This window comes from Streptomyces sp. RK9, assembly GCF_045070545.1.
GTDB classification, from domain to species: Bacteria; Actinomycetota; Actinomycetes; order Streptomycetales; family Streptomycetaceae; genus Streptomyces; species Streptomyces alboflavus.
This window is the reverse complement of sequence record NZ_CP173703.1, coordinates 2,145,344-2,163,684: the sequence shown is the minus strand read 5'-3', so window position 1 is coordinate 2,163,684 and position 18,341 is coordinate 2,145,344. Positions and strand designations below refer to the sequence as shown.

The following is an 18,341-nucleotide window of genomic DNA, read 5'->3' as shown; positions in this document are numbered from 1 at the left end:
TCGTACGTCATCGGCTCCTCCGCGTCCGGTACAGCACCGCCACGAACGCCGGTACGCCGATCAGTGACGTGACCACCCCCACCGGGACCTCCTGCGGGTCGAGGACCGTGCGGGCGAGGGTGTCCACCCAGATCAGGAACACCGCGCCCGCGAGCGCCGTCACCGGGAGCAGCCGCGGATGGCCCGCGCCCACCACCGCCCGGGCCGCGTGCGGCAGCGCCAGGCCCACGAACCCGATCGCCCCGGCGCTGCTGACCAGGGCCGCCGTCAGGAGCGCCGTGGTGCACAGGAGGAGCACGCGCACCCGGCCCACGTGGACGCCGAGGGTGGCCGCCGCGTCCTGGCCGAAGGCGAACGCGTCCAGCGTGCGGGCGTGCAGCAGGCACACGGTGAGCGCGACGACGAGCACCGCGCCGCACGTCCAGACGTCCGTCCAGGCCGCGCCGCTCAGCGAGCCGAGCAGCCAGAACAGCACGCCGCGGGTGGTCTCCGCGTCGGCGGCGGTGAGGACGACGAAGGAGGTGAGCGCGGAGAAGAGCTGCATCGCGGCGACCCCGGAGAGGACCACCCGGTCCGTGGTGTCGCCGAGGGTGTGGCTGAGCAGCAGGACGAGCGCGAACGACACGACGGCGCCGATGAACGCGCCCGCCGACACCGTGAGCGCTCCCCCGCCGACGCCGAGGACCACGACGGCGACGGCGCCCGTGGACGCCCCGGAGGAGACACCGAGCACGAACGGGTCGGCGAGCGGGTTGCGCAGGAGCGACTGGAGCACCGCCCCGCACACGGCGAGGCCCGCGCCGCACACCGCCGCGAGGACCGTGCGCGGCATCCGCAGGTTCCACACGATGCCGTCGCGGATCGGCGTCAGCTCCGCCTCGCCCCAGCCGAGGTGGGCCGCCACGGCCGACCACACGTCGGGCACGGAGATGTCGGCGGGGCCGATGGTGACGGCCACGGCGACGGAGAGGAACAGGACCGCGAGTCCGGCCAGGGCGAGGAGTCCGCCGCGCAGCGCGACGCGCAGCCGGCCGCCCGCGGCGCCCCTCACTTCGCCAGGCCGAACTCGCGCAGCGCCGCCGCGACTTGTTCGATGCCGTCGACGGTGCGGATGCTCGGGTTCAGGGCCTGGCCGCTGAGCAGGACGTAGCGCTTCTTCTTCACGGCCGTGAGGTTCTTCGTGGCCGGGTTGGACTCCAGGAACTTGATCTTCTGGCGGGCGGACTCGGCGGACTGGGACCTGCGGGTGAGGTCGCCGATGACGAGGACGTCGGGGTCGCGGTCGGCGATGGTCTCCCAGTTGATCTGGGGCCACTCCTCGCGGGTGTCGGCGAAGGCGTTCTGCACGCCGAGTTCGCGGGTGATGACGCCGGGGGCGCCGCAGCAGCCCGCGATGTAGGGGGCCTCGGAGTTGGCGAACCAGTACATGAGGGTGGTGTCGGAGGCGTCGACGGACCCGGCGGCCCTCGCGGCCCGGGACTTGAGGTCCGCGATCAGCTTCTCGCCGCGCTTCTGCACGTCGAAGACGCGGGCGAGGTCGCGGATCTCGCCGTACACGGTGTCCATGGTGAGGGTCTTGGTGCGGGTGCCGTCGTCGTCACCGGCGTTGTCCTTGCCGGCGCAGTCGGTCGGCGAGACGTAGACGGGGACGCCGAGTTCGGTGAACTTGGCGCGGTCGGCGACGCCGCCCTTGCCGACGGTGTAGAGGAACGAGGCGCTGACGAAGTCGGGTTCCTCGTCGAGGACCTTCTCCAGCGACGGGTAGCGGTCGGCGAGCCGCGGGACCTTGGCGTTCTCCTTCTCCAGGCCCTTCAGGACGGGGTCCGTCCAGGTGCCGGTGCCCACCATGCGGTCGGCCAGGCCGAGGGAGAGCAGGATCTCGGTGGAGCCCTGGTCGAGGGAGACGGCCCGCTTCGGCGGAGCCTGCACCTTGGTCTTCTCGCCGCACGTGGTGAGGGTGACGGGGTAGCCGGGGCGCGCCTTGTCCGACGTCTTCGTCGGTGCGCCGCCGCACGCGGTCAGCAGGAGGAGGCCCGCACCCAGCAGGGCGGTGAGGGGTGTGCGGCGAGCGCGCCGCGTGGTCGAAGGCACACGTCTTCCCGAGTCTCAGGGCTCATGCGCGGAGCCTGGTCTGCGAACTCCGCCGCCCGTGCGGACGGCGGTGCCAGCAGGTCTTCGGACTCGGGTTCGTCCGGGCGGGGCCGCCTTCCCGGGGGTCCGTGGACTCCCAGTGGCCGCTGGCCCCGCCCGTCCCCCTCACCGCTGCGCGTCAGTTCCGGATTCCCACCGGATTCCCCGACCCAGGTGCGGGTACGACTGGCGTCCGCAAGCTATCACTCCGGTACGACATCAGCCCTGGTCGGGGCGGGGCTCACCGCGGTAGGTGCCGAAGGACCACTTGTTGCCCTCGGGGTCGGCGATCGCGAACTCCCGGCTGCCGTACGGCTGGTCCTCGATCTCGCGGATCACCTTCACGCCCGCGGTGGTGAGGCGGAGGTAGAGGTCGTCGACGTGGTCGGTGACGACGTACGCGCCGAACGTGCCCGGCTGCAGGCACCACTCGGCGGACTTCGGGTCATGGCTGCCGAGCATGACGCCGCCGCCCTCGGGCCAGTCGAGCTGGGCGTGGGCGACGCGGCCGCCGTCCTCGTACACGGCGGTGCGCAGGAAGCCGACGGTGCCGACGAGGAAGTCGATGAGGGCGGGGGCGTCCTGGGCCTGGAAGGTGGCCCAGACGTCGGCCGGGCGACGGTTCGCGGTGGCTTGACCGGTCTGGCCGGTTTGCGTGCTCTGCGCGTTCTGCGGGTTCTCGTTGCTGTTCATGCGTCCCAGTCTTCGCCGCCCCCGTGCCCCCCGGCTTGGATATTCCGGCACTCCTCGGCCGTCCAGGCGCTGGGGCTCAGGCCCGTGTACTGCTGGAAGTCCCGGACGAGGTGGGAGTGGTCGTAGTACCCGCGGTCGGCGGCGATCCGGGCGAGGTCGGGGCGCGCGCCCGCGGCGACCACGCGGACGACGGCGGCCTTCGCGTGCTGGAAGCGGATGAGGCGGGCGGCCTGCTTCGGGGTGACGCCGGTCTCGGCGCGGAACAGCGCCGACAGGCGGCGTTCGCTGAGGGCGACGTGCGCGGACAGGCCGCGCAGGGTGCCCGCGCCGCGGTGCCGGGCGAGCCAGGCCCAGGCCTCGCCGACCTCGGGCCGCACCGTCCCGGCGTGCTCCGCGTCGGCCGCGCGGCGGGCCAAGTAGGCGTTGAGGAAGGCGAACCGGTCGCTCCAGGTGTCCTGCTCGCAGAGGCGTTCGCGGACGTCGGCGGCGACCCGGCCGAGGACGTCGGTGCCGTCGGTGACGAGCTGTCCGGCCAGCTCGGCGGCGGGCAGGCCGAGGAGCGCGCGGGCCGCGAGCGGGTGCACGGCGAGCTGGATGCCGGCTTCGTGCTCGGGCTGGACGACGTAGGCGGGGCTCTGGTGGAGGCCGCCGACGACGATGTCCGTGCGGACGGCGTCGGGTCCGGTCGCCTGGCTCGGGGTGCGGCCCGTGGTGACGGGGCCGTCGAGGGAGAAGATCAGCGTGAGGTACGGGGACGGCAGGCCGCGGTGCAGGGCGGGGCGCTGCCCCTGGCTGCGGTAGCCGACGGCGGACACGACCGCACCGCCGGGCGGGGGCGCGGCCCGGACGAACTCGCGGGAGGCGGTGTCGCCGTCCCTCACCTCGGTGTCCGTAGCCGTGGGGCCCATGAAGCCATTGTGCGCGGGCGCGGGCGGGCCTGTCGTCCGGTGCGGCTACCCGCGTCCGTCCGTCCCATGCCCGGCACGCACGGTGACCTCGATCATGGGAATCGGGCACCTGGTCCTCGTAGCATGGCGCGCCGCTCCGGACGGGTCGGCGCAGCGCTCTCAGGGAACGGGAACCATGGCAATTCGAGCAAGGGGCAGGCTGGCGGTCGTCGGAGCGGCGGGGGCGCTGGCGGCGGCGGTGTTCGCGGGCGGCGCGCTGTGGCCGAGCGCGGCGGACGCGAAGGCGGCGGACGGCGAGGCGCCCACCCCGGCCGCCCGTGCCGCCGCGGCCGACCTCAAGCACTGGCCGAAGCCGGTGGCGGCGAAGCTCGGCAAGGTCATCGCGAAGAACGAGGGCAAGGGCGCGTACGCCGTCTTCGACGCGGACAACACGACGTACCGCCACGACCTGGAGGAGTCGCTCCTTCCGTTCCTGGAGATGAAGGGCGTCCTCAGCCGCGCGTCGATGGCCCCGTCCCTGAAGGTCATCCCGTTCAAGGACACGGCCACGCACAAGGAGAGCCTGTACAGCTACTACAACCGGCTCTGCGAGGTCGACGACCAGGTCTGCTACCCGTGGGCGGCGCAGATCTTCTCCGGCTTCACGCTGAAGAAGCTCAAGGGGTACGTGGACGACCTCCTCGCGTACGACAAGCCGATCCCGGCGACGTACTACGACGAGCACGGCAAGGTCACGAAGACCGAGGTGGAGCGGCCGGAGTTCTTCCCCGGCATGCGGGAGCTGTACAAGTCGCTGCGCGCGCACGGCATCGAGGTGTACGTGGTGAGCGCGGCCAGCGAGGACCTGGTGCGGATGGTGCTCGCCGACCCGAAGTACGGGTACGGCGTGAGGCCGCAGAACGTCATCGGTGTCGGCCTGCAGCTCCAGGACCCGAGGACGGGGCGGGTGACCAGCTCCCGCAAGGAGATCGCCGAGGGCCGGTTCGGCCCGAAGGACCGGGCGCGGCTCGCCAAGTACGAGCTGACGCCGAACCTGTGGGCGCCGCTGACCTGGTACCAGGGCAAGCCCGCCGCCATCTCCACGTACATCGACGAGTGGAAGAAGCCGGTCCTCGTCGCCGGGGACACCCCCGTGAGCGACGGCCCGATGCTGTTCCACTCGGCGGACGTGCGCAACGGCGGTGTGCGCGTGTGGGTGAACCGCAAGGACAGCTACATGAAGCAGCTGGACGGGATGAAGCGGAAGAACGCGGCACGGCAGCGGGAGTTGGGGCAGCCCGTGACGGCGGACAAGCGGTGGCTGACGGTGACGCCGGAGCAGATCGGCTGAGCGGAACGGCCCGCTGTGCACAACGGGAGCCCCTGGGTCAGCCGACCCAGGGGCTCCCCCCGTGCGACCGGGGCCGCCGCCAACAGCCCCGGGCTATCCGGCCCGCAGCCGCTCGAACGCCGCGGCCGTCGCCGCCCGGTCCGCGCCGTCGGCCAGCAGTGCGTGCAGGAGCAGGCGGGCCTTGGGCGCGTCGAGCTGGCCCGCGGAGATCAGGCCGCGGGCCAGCAGGTCGGACTCCGAGCCGGGGCCGCGGTAGGTCTCGGTGAGCAGCGGGCCCGCACCCGTGCGCGAGGCGAGGACGACGGGCATCCGCGCCGCCGCGGCGGCCAGCGGCTCGACCAGCCACTGCGGCGCGTGGCCCGCGCCGAACGCGGCGACGACCAGGCCGTCGAAGCGGTCGTCCACGGCCTCCAGAAGCTCGCCGCCGTCGCCGAGGGACAGCGTGAGCAGGGCGACACGGGCGGGGGCGCGGAGCCGCAACGGCCGCTCCACCGTGGGCTGTACGGGGCGCAGCAGAATGTGCGGGACGCCCTCCACGACACGGCCGAGCGGGCCCGCGCCCGGTGAGGCGAAGGTGGCCACGGACGTGGTGTGCGTCTTGCGCACGTGCCGGGCGGCGTGGATCTCGTCGGCGAGGACCGTGAGCACGCCGAGGCCGCGGCAGTCCGGGTCGGCGGCGATCGCGAGCGCCGCGGCGAGGTTCGCCGGGCCGTCCGCGCCCGGCAGGTCGGGGCGGCGCATCGCGCCCGTGACGACGACGGGCTCGCGGGGCGCGCAGACCACGTCGAGCAGGAAGGCCGTCTCCTCCAGGGTGTCGGTGCCCTGCACGACGACCGCGCCGTGCCCCGCCGCGGTGGCCTCGTCCACCCGCCCGGCCAGCTCGGCGAGGTCCGCCAGCGCCAGGGAGGATCCGGGGAGTCGGCGGACGTCGTGCAGCTCGATGTCCACCCCGGCGGGGACCGGGGCGGCGGCCAGGGTCTGGGCGCCGGTGAGACGGGTGTGGTCCCCGCCCTGCGCGGAGATGGTGCCGCCGAGGGTGAACACGCTGACGGTCTTGGGCACGGGGGCTCGCTTCCGTGGGCGGGGAGATGGGCAAGAGAGGGGACGGGGTGGGGCGGGTGGGCCCCCTGGGGCCTCTCCCCGCTTCCACCCCGTCGCGAAACGGGCGGACCGCGCCGGGTGCGGCGCGGCCCCGGTCCGCGTCAGCGGCTGTAGCGCATCAGGGCCCGCACCATGTGGCAGGTGGTGTCCGACGGCGGGTGGATGCCCACCGTCTCCGCCATGGTGCGTATCCGGACGTTGCTCGCCTGGTTCGGCATCAGGACGCCCGCGTCCAGCAGGGCGATGGCCAGGCGCATGGCCTTGAGGCGGCGGTTGTGCGTGATGTACCAGTCGCGGGGGCGGCCGGGGGGCAGGGGGCGCTTCTCCAGCGGGACGTACGGCACGTCGCAGAGGGTGGGGTGGTCCGGGCGCGGGGCGCGCGACCTGCGCGCGGGACGCGGGGCGGCGGCGTTACGAGTGCGGGTGACACCGGGCTTCGACGGCAGTGCGGCAGCGGGCACAGGCATCCTCCTGTCGCGTTCAGGAGCCCTCGCGGCCCCTTCGAACATTGCTACCAGTTTACTGCCCACCACTGACAATCAGCAGTCCACGCGGATCGCCAAACCCGCAGGTGGACAGGGAACTTGCCGCTCCGTCACGGCAGTTCCGCGAGGTGCGCGTGGGACTCGCCGAATTCGAACACCGACGGGGTGTGCGGGCGCGCGGCGCTAGCGTGTGGGCCATGGAGATCTGGATCAACCCCGCCTGTTCGAAGTGCCGCAGCGCGCTGTCCCTGCTCGACGAGGAGGGCGTCACGTACACCGTCCGACGCTACCTGGAGGACGTGCCGAGCCCCGACGAGATCCGCGCCGTCCTCGACCGCCTCGGCCTGGAGCCCTGGGACATCACCCGCACCCAGGAGGCCGCCGCGAAGGAGCTCGACCTCAAGGACCGCGCGCGCTGGCCGCGCGACGCGTCCGGGCGCGACGCCTGGATCGAGGCGCTCGCCGCCCACCCGAAGCTGATCCAGCGGCCGATCATCACGGCGGAGGACGGGACGGCGGTGGTGGGGCGGTCGGAGGAGGCGGTGCGGGACGCGATGTCGCGGTAGCCGGTCCTCGGTCGTCGGCCGGTATGCGATCGGCCCGTCCCCGATCGACCGGCAACCGATCGGCCGTAGCAGGCAAAACGTTACATACCGGCCCATAGGGTTGAGCGCTCCATCTGCGGCACGCAGGACGTCCGGAGGAAGGAGCGCATCGTGCGGAGTTGGCTGTCCGGGGGCGTGTACGGCACCGTCCTCGCGAGCGCGCTGCTCGCCGCCCTGCAGTCCGAGGGCACCCCCTACACGCCGTACTACGACGCCGCCTGGGTCATGGTCACCGCCGGCACCGCCGCCCTCGCGCACGGCTACGCCCACCACATGGCCACGCATCGGCCCGGCAGCGGGCTGCACCGGTGGCGGCAGCTCGCCTGGGCGCTGGCCGACGAGTGGCCGGTCGTGATCGCCTGCTGGCCCACGGTCGCGCTCCTCGTCACCGCCGGGGCGATGGGGTGGGCCGAGGCGGACGTCACGTGTGCGGGGCTGATGCTGAACGCCGCGCTGCTGTTCGGGTGGGGGACGTTCGCCGCGCTGCGGGTGGGGTATCGGCGGGGGGCGGCTGTGCTGGTCGGGGGTGCGGATGCGGCGATCGGGGTGGGGATCGCTGTGGCGAACGCGGTGATCAAGTAGGCCTGGGCCCAGCCGGGGGCGCCCCCGCGAGGTGACCCCCGTCACCCCCACCCCAGGTAACACGGGGTTCACAAACGGGCAACGGACGGGAAATCGCGGGTTGGCAGTCTGCGCAGCATCACCACGGCCCGCAGCACCCGCACGTCTGCGCCGTACCAAGCGTCAAAGGATGAAGCCCGTGACCTTCAAGGCTGAGTACATCTGGATCGACGGCACCGAGCCGACGGCCAAGCTTCGCTCGAAGACGAAGATACTGGCGGACTCCCAGCGCACCGCGACCGTCGCGGACCTGCCGATCTGGGGCTTCGACGGCTCGTCCACGAACCAGGCGGAGGGCCACGCGTCGGACCGCGTGCTCAGGCCGGTCGCCAGCTACCCGGACCCGATCCGCGGCGGCGACGACATCCTCGTCCTGTGCGAGGTCCTGGACATCGACATGACGCCGCACGCGTCGAACACGCGTGCCGCGCTGGCCGAGGTCGCAGGCCGGTACGCCGCGCAGGAGTCGATCTTCGGCATCGAGCAGGAGTACACGTTCTTCAAGGGCGCCCGCCCGCTCGGCTTCCCCGAGGGCGGCTTCCCGGCGGCGCAGGGCGGCTACTACTGCGGCGTCGGCGCGGACGAGATCTTCGGCCGTGACGTCGTCGAGGCGCACCTGGACAACTGCCTGAAGGCGGGCCTCGGCATCTCCGGCATCAACGCCGAAGTGATGCCGGGCCAGTGGGAGTTCCAGGTCGGCCCGCTGTCCCCCCTGGAGGTCTCCGACCAGCTGTGGGTGGCCCGCTGGCTGCTGTACCGCACCGCCGAGGACTTCGGCGTCTCCGCGACGCTCGACCCGAAGCCGGTGAAGGGCGACTGGAACGGCGCGGGCGCGCACACGAACTTCTCCACGAAGGCCATGCGCGAGCGCTACGACGCGATCATCACGGCGTGCGAGTCGCTCGGCGAGGGCTCCAAGCCGATGGACCACGTCAAGAACTACGGCGCGGGCATCGACGACCGCCTCACCGGCCTGCACGAGACCGCCCCGTGGAACGAGTACAGCTACGGCGTCTCCGACCGCGGCGCGTCCGTCCGCATCCCGTGGCAGGTCGAGAAGGACGGCAAGGGCTACATCGAGGACCGCCGTCCGAACGCCAACGTCGACCCGTACGTCGTGACGCGGCTGCTCGTCGACACCTGCTGCGCGGCGCTGGAGAAGGCCGGTCAGGTCTGACCGGTCCGAACCGTTCCGTACGGTCTGCCGGATTTCGTTCGGGGCGCCCGCCCGCGAGGTGGGCGCCCCGAACGCGTCCCCCAACTTCCGCCGCACAGCGGGTCGTTTCGGGCCACGCGCCGCCAAGGGGTCGTATCAACGTGCGAGAGGGATCCGCCGAACCCGTCCTCATCTGCTTCAATGGGGCCATGGGCAGCTTCCAGAACACCGCGACGGGTCACTGTGACCTCGAGCCTTTCTGGCCTTCCCGGCAGCATCACGACTTCGACCGGGTGTGTTGCCGCGCGCTGAGCGCGCGGGCCCTCTGAAGCCGTATTCCCGGCCTCCGGCCTGACGCGCACGACGTACGTCCTCGACGACTCCTCCGCGCGAAAGAGCTGACCTCATGGCGAACTCCCGTACCTTCTCCGCCGCCCCCGCCGCTTCGACGGCCCCGGTGGCACCCCGCCCCACCCCCTCCTCCGCCCGCGGGCGGCTGCGAGCCGTCGCCCCCGACGAGGTCGCCCAGGTGTCCGGCCTCGCCGACATCTCGGGCTTCCTGCCGCCGGGCGCGACGCTGCTCCCCGCGCCCCAGCACACGCTGCCCGCCCGGCCGGGTCAGCCGCCGATGATCGGCTACCTGGTCCTCCTGCCCGCCGGTCAGGAGCCCGTCCCCACCGGCCCGGTCGCCGCCGAGCCCGAGCCGTCGCTCGACCTGGCCGGCCGCGGGCCCGTGCGCATCGACACCGCGCGGCGCTCCGCGCACGTCGAGGGGCGGGCCCTCGACCTCACGTACCTGGAGTTCGAGCTGCTCGCCCATCTCGTCGCCCATCCGCACCGGGTGCACACCCGCGACCAGTTGGTGACGACGGTGTGGGGGTACGGACACGTGGGCGACGGGCGGACCGTCGACGTCCACATCGCCCGGCTGCGGCGCAAGCTCGGGGTCGAGCACCGGGCGACGATCCAGACGGTGCGGCGGGTCGGCTACAAGTACGCGCCGCCGACCGCCGGGTGACGGCCGCCGGGCACCGCCGGGTGACGGCCGTCCGGGCCTGGCTGGATTCCTCCTGCGGCTGAACGATTCTTCCGCTGGCGGAATCCGGTTCCCCGGAGCGGCCCCTGCCGTCAGAGTCACGCCCATGAGACTTCTGATGCTGGGCGGTACGGAGTTCGTGGGGCGGGCCGTCACCGAGGACGCGCTCGCGCGCGGCTGGGACGTGACGGTGTTCCACCGGGGGCGGCACGCGGCGCCGGACGGGGCGCGGGCCGTCCACGGCGACCGGACGACGGCCGCGGGGCTCGCCGCGCTCGCCGCCGACGGCGGCACCTGGGACGCCGTCGTCGACACCTGGTCCGGGGCGCCGTGGGTCGTCCGGGACGCGGCGCGGCTGCTCGCCGGGCGGGCCGGGCGCTACGCGTACGTCTCCAGCGGCTCCGTCTACCGCTACCCCGGCGAGGCCGGGTCCGACGAGTCGTTCCCCGTCGTGGACGGCGACCCCGACGCCGACGCCGTCGCCTACGCGGAGGACAAGCGCGGGGGTGAGCTGGCCGCGGAGGGGGCTTTCGGGGCGGAGCGGACGCTGCACGTGCGGGCCGGGCTGATCCTCGGGCCCTACGAGAACATCGGGCGGCTGCCGTGGTGGCTGAACCGGGTCGCCCGGGGCGGGCCCGTGCTCGCACCCGGGCCCCGGGACGCCTCCGTCCAGTACGTGGACGTACGTGATCTCGCCGCGTGGACGCTGGACGCCCTGGCCGCGGGGCTCTCCGGGCCCTACAACATCGTCTGCCCCCAAGGGCACGTCACCATGGGCGACTTGCTCGACGCGTGCGTGCGCGTGGCGGGGGCGCCCGGGACGGAACTCGTCTGGACCGCCCCCGAGGCCGTCCTCGCCGCCGGCATCGAGCCCTGGCAGGAACTCCCCGTGTGGCTGCCTCCCGGCGAGCTGTACGACACCATGCACGACACCAGCACCACGAAGGCCCTGCGGGCCGGCCTGCGCTGCCGAAGCGCCCTCGACACGGTCTCCGACACGTGGGGCTGGCTCCGGGGCCTCGGCGGGGTGGCGCCACAGCGGGCCGACCGGCCGGTGGTGGGCCTCGCACCGACGAAGGAGGCGGCTGCGCTGGGCCTGTGAGGGGGCCTTGGCCGGCCGGGGCACGGTGGTCCGGCCTGACGCCCGGCCGTGGCGCCCTTCGCCGACCGGTGGGCCGTGGGGCTTGGCGGGCCGATGCCCCGGCTGGGTGACCCCGGACGTCGACGGCGCCGTGGGCCGGGGCTGTGCCCACCCTTCCCCAAGCTCTCGGCTTCGCTCGAGCAGGGGAGACCTCTATCGCCCTGCGGGACGACTGCCCACAGCGGTGGGGGCAGGAGCTCGATCGCCCCCACGGCCGCGAGCCCACAGAGGGTGGGAGCAGAACGCACCCGGCAGCGGCAGCGGCAGCGGCAGCGGCAGCGGCAGCGGCAGCGGCAGCGGCAGCGGCAGCGGCAGCGGGAAACTACCCGCAGCCGCCGACGGCGGGCGACCCCCGCGGGAGACGTTCACCGTCCGGTCGGCTGGAAACGGGTGGGCGGGGTGGGAGACCCGCCGCGGAGCGGCGGAGAGACGTTCACCCAGCGGCCGACGGTGAGCCCACCGGCCCCGCGCGCCCCGCCCAGGGCCCCGCACACGGGAGAGCCCCACCCACCCCGGCAGGGGCGAGTGGGGCGAGCCCGGTTCGGGGGGCTCAGACACGCTCCCAGGTGGGCGCCGGAGCCGACGGTGCCGGGGTCGGGGCCTCGTGGGAGACGTGGGGGAGCCAGCGGAGGTAGCGCGGGGTGTGCCAGTTGCGCTCGCCGAGGAGGGTCATGAGGGAGGGCAGGAGGACCATGCGGACCACCGTCGCGTCGAGGAGGACGGCGACGCCGAGCCCGACCCCCATCTGCTGCATGTCCTGCATGGACAGCGTGCCGAAGACGGCGAACACGGCCACCATGATCACCGCCGCGCCGGTCACCGCACCGGCGGTCCGCGTGATGCCCTCACGGATCGCGTCCCGGTTGCCGAGCCCCCGGTCCCGCGCCTCCCGGATCCGGGAGACCACGAACACGTGGTAGTCCATGGACAGGCCGAACAGGACCACGAGGACGAACAGCGGCATCCAGTTCTCGATGGCGCCGACCTTCTCCGAGCCGATCAGCGAGGCCCCCCAGCCGTGCTGGAAGACGGCGGTCATGACGCCGTAAGCGGCGCCCACGGACAGCAGGTTGAGGGCGATGGAGGTCACGGCGATCACCACGGACCGGAAGCTGAACAGCATCAGCAGGAACGTGACGGCCGCGATGAACAGGAACACCGGCACGATGCCCTTGGAGAGCTGGTCGCTGAAGTCCTCGGACTCGGCCAGGTCCCCGCCGACGTACGCCTCGACTCCCCCGCCATTCCCGTCACGTACCTCACGCACCTCGTCACGCAGATCGGCGAGGGCCTTCTTCGCCTCGGGACCGGTGCCGGTGCCGGGCAGCGGCACGGCGATCTCGGCGACGTCCTGGCGGGCGTGGACGGTGACCTCGGCGCCCTTGCCCGCCCGCTGCTCCAGCGTACGGAGGGTGTCGCGCGCCGGGGCGGAGGCGATGTCGTCGGCCTTGACCACGATCCGGGCGGGTGCGGGACCGCCGGGGAACTCCTCGGTGATCGCCTTGAAGGAGACGGAGAGCGGCGCGTCGGAGCCGAACTGCTTCTCCAGGCCGAGCTGTTCGGTCTTCATGCCGACGGCGGGCGCCGCGAGGGCGAGCAGCAGCACGGTCGCGGCGACCGCGAAGAACTTGGGCTTGGCGAGCACCGGCTTGAGGAGCGAGCCGGCGACGGAGCCGCTGGCGTGGGCGCCCTTCTTGGAGCGGCGGTTGAGGAAGGGGATGCGTCCCGCGTCGATGCGGTCGCCGAGCCAGGCGAGCAGCGCGGGCAGCACCGTGACGGAGCCGAGCATGGCGACGCAGACGACCAGGATGGTGGCGACGGCGAAGCCCTTGAAGAGGAGGAGGCCGGACAGGAACATGCCCGCCATGGCGACCATGACCGTCAGTCCTGACACCAGGACGGCCCGCCCGCTGGTGGCCGCGGCGATGCGCAGCGCCGTCTCGGCGTCGCGCCCGGCGGCCCGCTCGTCCCGCTCGCGGCGCAGGTAGAACAGGCAGTAGTCGACGCCGACGGCGAGGCCCATCAGGAACATCACGGAGTACGTGGTCTCGAAGATGTGCAGGGAGTGGCTGGCCAGGGAGAGCAGGCCGAAGGCGGCGACGCAGGCGGTGAGCGCGAGCCCGACGGGCAGCAGCGCGGCCACGACGGCGCCGAAGGCGACGAGGAGGATGCCGAGGGCCAGCGGTACGGCGGTGAACTCGGCCTTCTTCAGGTCGTCGGAGAGCAGGTCGTTGAGGTGCTTCTCGGAGCTGGCGTCACCGAACTGGTGGATGCTGATGCCACGCCCCGCACCGGCGTCCTTCGCCTTGGCGACGGCGTCGAGCACCGGCTGCACCTGGTCGGCGGCGTCGTCCGACTTGCCCTTCATCTGAAAGCGCAGGAGCGCTTCCTTGCCGTCCTCGGAGGGCAGCGGGGGCTGGACCTTCTCGACCTTGCCGGTGTCGCGGAGCGCCCGGGAGAGGTCGGCCGCGGCGCCCTTCCAGCCGTCGGCGGACTTGGCGCCGACCATGACCAGCTCGCCCGCGGGCTCGTCGATCCCGGCGTCGTCGAGGATCTTCGTGGCCCGGGCCGAGTCGCCGACGCCCATCTCGTCGTCGGTGGCCGTGACGGTGCCGGTGGCACCGCCGATCACGGTGGCGAGGACCACGAAAAGCAGCCAGCCGAGGATCGCCGTCTTCCGATGGTGTGCGCTCCACACCCCGAGTCGTGCCGCGAGGTTACGCCCCTTGGCGCTCATGTCCTTCGCCCCCAGTTGAGTAAGCGTGAGATAAGCCGAACTGACGTGATCCACGCTAGAAATCGGCGGCCCGCCGCCCCAGCCGCCGAGCCCCCCTGTCGGTGAAGCACAGGCCCCGGCGCGGGGGTGGTGCTGGCACCACCCCAAGTCGGGTGCCCGGACCCATGACCGGGACGGCCGTGACCAGGGAGACTGTTCGCGTGCCGGACGCAGCGACCGCGGACGGGCCGTTTGAGGAGAGGGACATCATGAAGACGTCGAGGGTGCGTGAGGCACTGGTGTCGGGGGCGCGCGGCCTGTATCTGGCGATCAGCGCGCTGGCCGGTTCGATCACGCTCTTCGTCCTCGCGGTCGTGTCGATCGCGTTGATCGTGGTCGGGATCGGCCTCTTCACGACCCCCGTGGTGCTCGCGGCCGTGGCCAGGTTCGCCAATCTGCGCCGGGTGCACGCCGCCGAGTGGGCGGGCGTGCGCATCCCGGTCCCCTACCGGCAGCCGCCCGCGAACGAGCCGCCCGGCACCGTCGGCCAGGTCGCGCGCTGCCTGCGGATGCTGAAGGACCCGGCGACCTGGCGTGACCTGCAGTGGCTCCTGGTCGACATGACGGCGGGCTTCACCGTCGTGATCTTCGCACCGGCCCTGCTGCTCTACCCGGTGTACGGCTGGGTGCTCGCCCTCGGCGTCTGGCGGCCGATCCACGAGGCGGGCGGCGGCGAGTGGTACGGCTTCATCCACGTCACCTCGCAGATGACGGCGAACGGCGCCGCTGTCCTCGGCACGGCCCTCGGCGCGCTCGCCCTCTTCGTCAACCCGGCCATCGTGCGCGGCCACTTCCTGCTCGCCCGCACCCTGCTCGCGCCCACCACCTCGATGCGCGAGCGCGAGCTGGCGCTGCGCGTGGACCGCCTGGAGGAGACCCGGCACGACGCGGTGGACACCTCCGCCGCCGAGCTGCGCCGCATCGAGCGCGATCTGCACGACGGCGCGCAGGCCCGCCTGGTCGCCATGGGCATGGACCTCGGCACCATCGAGGCGCTGGTGGAGAAGGACCCGGCGAAGGCCAAGGAGATGCTGGCCAAGGCCCGGCAGAACTCCGGCGAGGCGCTGACCGAGCTGCGCGACCTGGTCCGCGGCATCCACCCGCCGGTGCTCGCCGAGCGCGGCCTCGGCGACGCGGTGAAGGCGCTCGCGCTGCGGCTGCCGCTGGACACGGAGGTCGACGTGGAGCTGCCGGGCCGCCTGGACGAGCCGGTGGAGGCGGCGGCGTACTTCGCGGTGAGCGAGACCCTGACGAACGCGGTGAAGTACGCGCAGGCGGAGCGCGTCTGGGTGGACGTGCACCACGCCGCAGGCACGCTGCGGATCGCGGTCACCGACAACGGCAAGGGCGGGGCGCGGATCGGCGCCGGGTCGGGGCTGAGCGGGATCGAACGGCGACTCGGTACATTCGACGGCGTACTGGCCGTCAGCAGCCCCGTTGGCGGTCCGACCATGGTGACCATGGAGATCCCTTGCGAGTTGTCCTAGCCGAAGATCTCTTCCTGCTGCGCGACGGTCTCGTGCGGATGCTGGAGGCATTCGACTTCGAGATCGCGGCGGCCGTCGAGACCGGGCCGGAGCTGACGAAGGCCCTCGCGGAACTACAGCCGGACGTCGCCGTGGTCGACGTCCGGCTGCCGCCTTCGCACACGGACGAGGGCCTGCAGTGCGCACTCGCGGCCCGCCGGGCCCGGCCGGGTCTGCCGGTGCTCGTCCTGTCGCAGCACGTGGAGCAGTTGTACGCGCGCGAGCTCCTCGCCGACGGCAACGGCGGGGTCGGCTATCTCCTCAAGGACCGGGTCTTCGACGCGGAGCAGTTCGTGGACGCGGTGCGCCGGGTCGCGGCGGGCGGCACCGCGATGGACCCGACGGTCATCCAGCAGCTCCTCTCGCGGCGCGCCACCGACCAGCCGCTCGGGGCGCTCACCCCGCGCGAGCGCGAGGTGCTCGAACTGATGGCGCAGGGCCGGTCCAACGCGGCGATCGCGGGGCAGCTCGTGGTGACGGAGCGGGCCATCGCCAAACACACCTCAAATATTTTCGCGAAGCTCGATCTGCCGGTGTCGGACGACGACAACCGCCGTGTCCTCGCGGTTCTCGCCTATCTCGATCAAGGGCGTTGATACGTACGGGAGTTCGCGCCGAGAATTTCCCGGCGGGCTTTGAACACGGCGGACCGCTGATGCGTACGTAGCCCCATGGGACGCACCTCACGACGCACGTCACGAAAACGATCAAAACTGGCCGGGCGGGCGATCGCCGCGTCGGCGGCGCTCATCCTGGGCGGCGGCGGACTTGTCGCGGTGAATGTCTACGCGAACGCCGAGGACGGCGGGGGTCCGCCGCCCGAGAGCCAGGTACAGAACCAGGCCCAGGGCGGGGATCAGCAGGCGACCACCATCAGCTGCCCCGATGTCGGCAATCAGCTCCCGGAGGTTCCCGAGGGCGCGCGCGCCGAGGTCGACCGCGAACTCGCCACGCTCGACAGCCAGATCACCGACGCCTACGCGCGGTTCGCCGAGGCCGAGGACAAGAATTCCGTACTCGGCCCGCTGGAGGAGCAGCGGCGCCCGACCATCGAGAACATCCGGTCCGCGATCGACCGGGGCGGCCAGGCGCCCGAGAACCTCGGCGGCATGGCGCCGTGCACCCTGCGCGCCGACGACGACGGCCGCGGCCAGCAGGGCGGCCAACAGGGCGGTGACCAGGGCCAGGGCGGTCAGGACCAGGGCGGCGGCAACGGCGAGCAGGGGCAGGACGGCGGCCAGGACCAGGGTCAGGGAGACGGGCAGGGCGACGGGCAGGGCGGGGACCAGGGGCAGGGTCAGGGCCAGGCCGGCAACGGCCCCGAGGCCGGTGACTTCGTCGACATCAAGTCGGTCCGCCCCAACGTCCAGAAGCCGCGCACACAACGCGGCGCGTCACGCGGCACCTTCACCACGAATTGCGGAACGAACAAGAACGGAAAGTTCAATCCGGACAATGTCATCGTCGCGCCCGGTGTGAGCAATGGCGCCCACCATATGCACGATTACGTCGGAAATCAGGAGACGGACGCCTTCTCCGGGGACGACGACCTCGCGAACGGTGACACCAGTTGCCGCAATCGGGGCGACAAGTCCACGTATTACTGGCCGGTCCTTCGGCTGCAGAACGGAAACGACGAGAACGACGCCGACGCGGACGGCGGCGGCCGGGACAAGAACGTCGGCGAGATCCAGACGCCGGACCAGGTCACGCTGAAATTCGTCGGAAGTCCGGTCGGCAAGGTGACCGCGATGCCGCGTTTCCTGCGCATCATCACCGGTGACGCCAAAGCGTTCACCAACGGTGACGCCAATGCCAACGCGTCCTGGAGCTGCACCGGATTCGAGAACCGGCAGCTGAAGGACAAGTACCCGATCTGCCCCCGGGGCAGCAAGGTCGTGCGGACCTTCAACTTCCAGAGCTGCTGGGACGGCCAGAACACCGACAGCGCCAACCACCGCACCCACGTCGCCTTCGCCGACCAGCGCAGCGGCCGCTGCCCGCAGGGCTTCCGCGCCATCCCGCAGCTGGTGCAGCGCGTCGTGTACGACGTGCCGCCGGGCCCCGGCTTCGCCGTCGACTCCTTCCCCGAACAGCTCCACAAGCCCATCACCGACCACGGTGACTTCATCAACGTGTTCGACGAACGGCTGATGCAGCGCGTCGCCAAGTGCATCAACGGCAACCGCCGCTGTGCCTAGCCCCACCCCATGAACTGCTGCGCGGTCGGCTCCGCGCGGTGACGGCGGAAAGCGCCCTACGTGCCCAGGGCGACTTCCCGGAGGCCTCGCTCCCCCCACCACCCTCCCTCACGGCGAGTGGTGCGAGGCCCGTTCCACCGTCCCGCCGAGCCGGCCGCGCAGCTTGCCGACCACGGCCGGGTTCCCGACGGCGACCCACTTCCTGCCGACGAGGTACGTACCGCCGTAGTCCTTGGCCGCGTTCAGCCAGTCGCGCTCGCCGCGGTCGGTGGCGAAGGTCGCGAGGACGAAACGGCCGTCCTCGTTCTGGCACTTGGCCTGGCGCAGCTCGTCGGCGTTCGTCTGGATGTCGGGCGCGCACTCGGCCCTCGCCGCCAGCTGCTCCAGGGTTCCGGTGGCCGTCCTCGGCGTCGCGTCCGCCGCGCCCCCGCCACCGGAGCCGTCGCCGGAGCCCGCGGCGAGCCCCGCCGCGATCACCAGGCCGAGCGTCGTGGCCGAAAGCGCCCCCGCGGCCCACACCATCTTCCTCATCGCTTCCTCCTGTCCCGTCCGGCGATGCGAACTCGCCTTCTCCGTACGCACCGTTGAGCGCTGAAGGCCGCCCGGATACCGTGCGCCGCAGTCATCGACGC

The 18,341-nt window shown here is 72.5% G+C and carries 16 protein-coding genes, 1 pseudogene and 1 riboswitch; of the genes and pseudogenes, 9 read left to right on the top strand and 8 right to left on the bottom strand.

All coding sequences use genetic code 11. The features are described from left to right. Nucleotides 1-7 precede the first annotated feature (7 nt). The 4 genes from AB6L24_RS08550 to AB6L24_RS08535 all read right to left on the bottom strand — a co-directional run bounded on the left by AB6L24_RS08550 (nucleotide 8) and on the right by AB6L24_RS08535 (nucleotide 3,731). Nucleotides 8-1,051, bottom strand: coding sequence for a FecCD family ABC transporter permease (locus AB6L24_RS08550; RefSeq protein ID WP_405653850.1), 1,044 nt, complete (start codon nucleotides 1,049-1,051; stop codon nucleotides 8-10). Continuing rightward, nucleotides 1,048-2,091: an ABC transporter substrate-binding protein gene (locus tag AB6L24_RS08545; RefSeq protein WP_405653848.1), complete on the bottom strand. Its 1,044-nt coding sequence runs from the start codon at nucleotides 2,089-2,091 to the stop codon at nucleotides 1,048-1,050. The genes AB6L24_RS08550 and AB6L24_RS08545 overlap by 4 nt, the downstream gene beginning before the upstream one ends. 57 nt (nucleotides 2,092-2,148) lie before the next feature. Further along, nucleotides 2,149-2,336: riboswitch (cobalamin riboswitch) on the bottom strand. 13 nt (nucleotides 2,337-2,349) lie between these two features. Beyond that, nucleotides 2,350-2,823, bottom strand: a complete 474-nt coding sequence (locus AB6L24_RS08540; RefSeq protein WP_405653846.1) for a VOC family protein — start codon at nucleotides 2,821-2,823, stop codon at nucleotides 2,350-2,352. Beyond that, nucleotides 2,820-3,731 (bottom strand): helix-turn-helix domain-containing protein, encoded by a 912-nt coding sequence (locus AB6L24_RS08535; protein WP_405653844.1) that lies wholly within the window; start codon nucleotides 3,729-3,731, stop codon nucleotides 2,820-2,822. The genes AB6L24_RS08540 and AB6L24_RS08535 overlap by 4 nt, the downstream gene beginning before the upstream one ends. Before the next feature lie 175 nt (nucleotides 3,732-3,906). Here AB6L24_RS08535 and AB6L24_RS08530 point away from each other — a divergent pair, with 175 nt between their 5' ends. Beyond that, nucleotides 3,907-5,061: a haloacid dehalogenase-like hydrolase gene (locus tag AB6L24_RS08530; protein WP_405653842.1), complete on the top strand. Its 1,155-nt coding sequence runs from the start codon at nucleotides 3,907-3,909 to the stop codon at nucleotides 5,059-5,061. 93 nt (nucleotides 5,062-5,154) lie between these two features. Here the strand turns inward: AB6L24_RS08530 and AB6L24_RS08525 are convergent, their stop codons facing one another. Together AB6L24_RS08525 and AB6L24_RS08520 are read right to left on the bottom strand one after the other, a co-directional pair. Then, on the bottom strand, nucleotides 5,155-6,123 hold the full coding sequence (locus tag AB6L24_RS08525; protein ID WP_405653840.1) for an asparaginase: 969 nt from the start codon (nucleotides 6,121-6,123) through the stop codon (nucleotides 5,155-5,157). Between the two features lie 140 nt (nucleotides 6,124-6,263). After that, nucleotides 6,264-6,623 carry a hypothetical protein gene (locus AB6L24_RS08520; protein WP_405653837.1) on the bottom strand — a complete coding sequence of 120 codons (360 nt, stop codon included), beginning with the start codon at nucleotides 6,621-6,623 and terminating at the stop codon, nucleotides 6,264-6,266. Nucleotides 6,624-6,844: 221 nt separating this feature from the next. On the opposite strand from AB6L24_RS08520, the gene AB6L24_RS08515 reads away from it, so the two are divergent. The 5 genes from AB6L24_RS08515 to AB6L24_RS08495 all read left to right on the top strand — a co-directional run bounded on the left by AB6L24_RS08515 (nucleotide 6,845) and on the right by AB6L24_RS08495 (nucleotide 11,167). After that, nucleotides 6,845-7,213, top strand: coding sequence for an arsenate reductase family protein (locus AB6L24_RS08515; RefSeq protein ID WP_405653835.1), 369 nt, complete (start codon nucleotides 6,845-6,847; stop codon nucleotides 7,211-7,213). A gap of 150 nt (nucleotides 7,214-7,363) precedes the next feature. Beyond that, the gene (locus AB6L24_RS08510; RefSeq protein WP_405653833.1) at nucleotides 7,364-7,834 is read left to right on the top strand and encodes a hypothetical protein; all 471 of its coding nucleotides are present in this window, start codon (nucleotides 7,364-7,366) and stop codon (nucleotides 7,832-7,834) included. Nucleotides 7,835-8,012: 178 nt separating this feature from the next. Next, nucleotides 8,013-9,050 carry a glutamine synthetase gene (gene glnII, locus AB6L24_RS08505; RefSeq protein WP_030360983.1) on the top strand — a complete coding sequence of 346 codons (1,038 nt, stop codon included), beginning with the start codon at nucleotides 8,013-8,015 and terminating at the stop codon, nucleotides 9,048-9,050. 385 nt (nucleotides 9,051-9,435) lie between these two features. After that, entirely contained in the window at nucleotides 9,436-10,047 is a 612-nt protein-coding gene (locus tag AB6L24_RS08500) for a winged helix-turn-helix domain-containing protein (protein ID WP_405653831.1), read from the top strand. Between the two features lie 124 nt (nucleotides 10,048-10,171). After that, entirely contained in the window at nucleotides 10,172-11,167 is a 996-nt protein-coding gene (locus AB6L24_RS08495) for an NAD-dependent epimerase/dehydratase family protein (protein ID WP_405653829.1), read from the top strand. 589 nt (nucleotides 11,168-11,756) lie between these two features. Here the strand turns inward: AB6L24_RS08495 and AB6L24_RS08490 are convergent. Then, nucleotides 11,757-13,943 (bottom strand): MMPL family transporter, encoded by a 2,187-nt coding sequence (locus AB6L24_RS08490; RefSeq protein ID WP_405653827.1) that lies wholly within the window; start codon nucleotides 13,941-13,943, stop codon nucleotides 11,757-11,759. A gap of 248 nt (nucleotides 13,944-14,191) precedes the next feature. Between AB6L24_RS08490 and AB6L24_RS08485 the strand changes: the two genes are divergently transcribed. From AB6L24_RS08485 to AB6L24_RS08475, 3 genes are all read left to right on the top strand, one after another. Beyond that, entirely contained in the window at nucleotides 14,192-15,469 is a 1,278-nt protein-coding gene (locus AB6L24_RS08485; protein WP_405653825.1) for a sensor histidine kinase, read from the top strand. Beyond that, entirely contained in the window at nucleotides 15,454-16,104 is a 651-nt protein-coding gene (locus tag AB6L24_RS08480) for a response regulator transcription factor (protein ID WP_030360988.1), read from the top strand. The genes AB6L24_RS08485 and AB6L24_RS08480 overlap by 16 nt, the downstream gene beginning before the upstream one ends. Nucleotides 16,105-16,179: 75 nt before the next feature. Next, a complete protein-coding gene (locus tag AB6L24_RS08475; RefSeq protein WP_405653823.1) occupies nucleotides 16,180-17,709 on the top strand; it encodes a DUF1996 domain-containing protein in 1,530 nt (509 codons plus the stop codon). An 85-nt stretch (nucleotides 17,710-17,794) separates the two neighbouring features. Here AB6L24_RS08475 and AB6L24_RS08470 read toward each other — a convergent pair. Further along, nucleotides 17,795-18,240, bottom strand: a pseudogene (locus AB6L24_RS08470) (hypothetical protein); the annotation flags it as partial. Nucleotides 18,241-18,341 lie beyond the last annotated feature (101 nt).

Coding starts and splice junctions, on each gene's coding strand:
- AB6L24_RS08535 (WP_405653844.1), bottom strand. CDS start 3,731: ATGGGCCCCACGGCTACGGACACCGAGGTGAGGGACGGCGACACCGCC.
- AB6L24_RS08500 (WP_405653831.1), top strand. CDS start 9,436: ATGGCGAACTCCCGTACCTTCTCCGCCGCCCCCGCCGCTTCGACGGCC.
- AB6L24_RS08515 (WP_405653835.1), top strand. CDS start 6,845: ATGGAGATCTGGATCAACCCCGCCTGTTCGAAGTGCCGCAGCGCGCTG.
- AB6L24_RS08540 (WP_405653846.1), bottom strand. CDS start 2,823: ATGAACAGCAACGAGAACCCGCAGAACGCGCAGAGCACGCAAACCGGC.
- AB6L24_RS08490 (WP_405653827.1), bottom strand. CDS start 13,943: ATGAGCGCCAAGGGGCGTAACCTCGCGGCACGACTCGGGGTGTGGAGC.
- AB6L24_RS08485 (WP_405653825.1), top strand. CDS start 14,192: ATGAAGACGTCGAGGGTGCGTGAGGCACTGGTGTCGGGGGCGCGCGGC.
- AB6L24_RS08475 (WP_405653823.1), top strand. CDS start 16,180: ATGGGACGCACCTCACGACGCACGTCACGAAAACGATCAAAACTGGCC.
- AB6L24_RS08530 (WP_405653842.1), top strand. CDS start 3,907: ATGGCAATTCGAGCAAGGGGCAGGCTGGCGGTCGTCGGAGCGGCGGGG.
- AB6L24_RS08495 (WP_405653829.1), top strand. CDS start 10,172: ATGAGACTTCTGATGCTGGGCGGTACGGAGTTCGTGGGGCGGGCCGTC.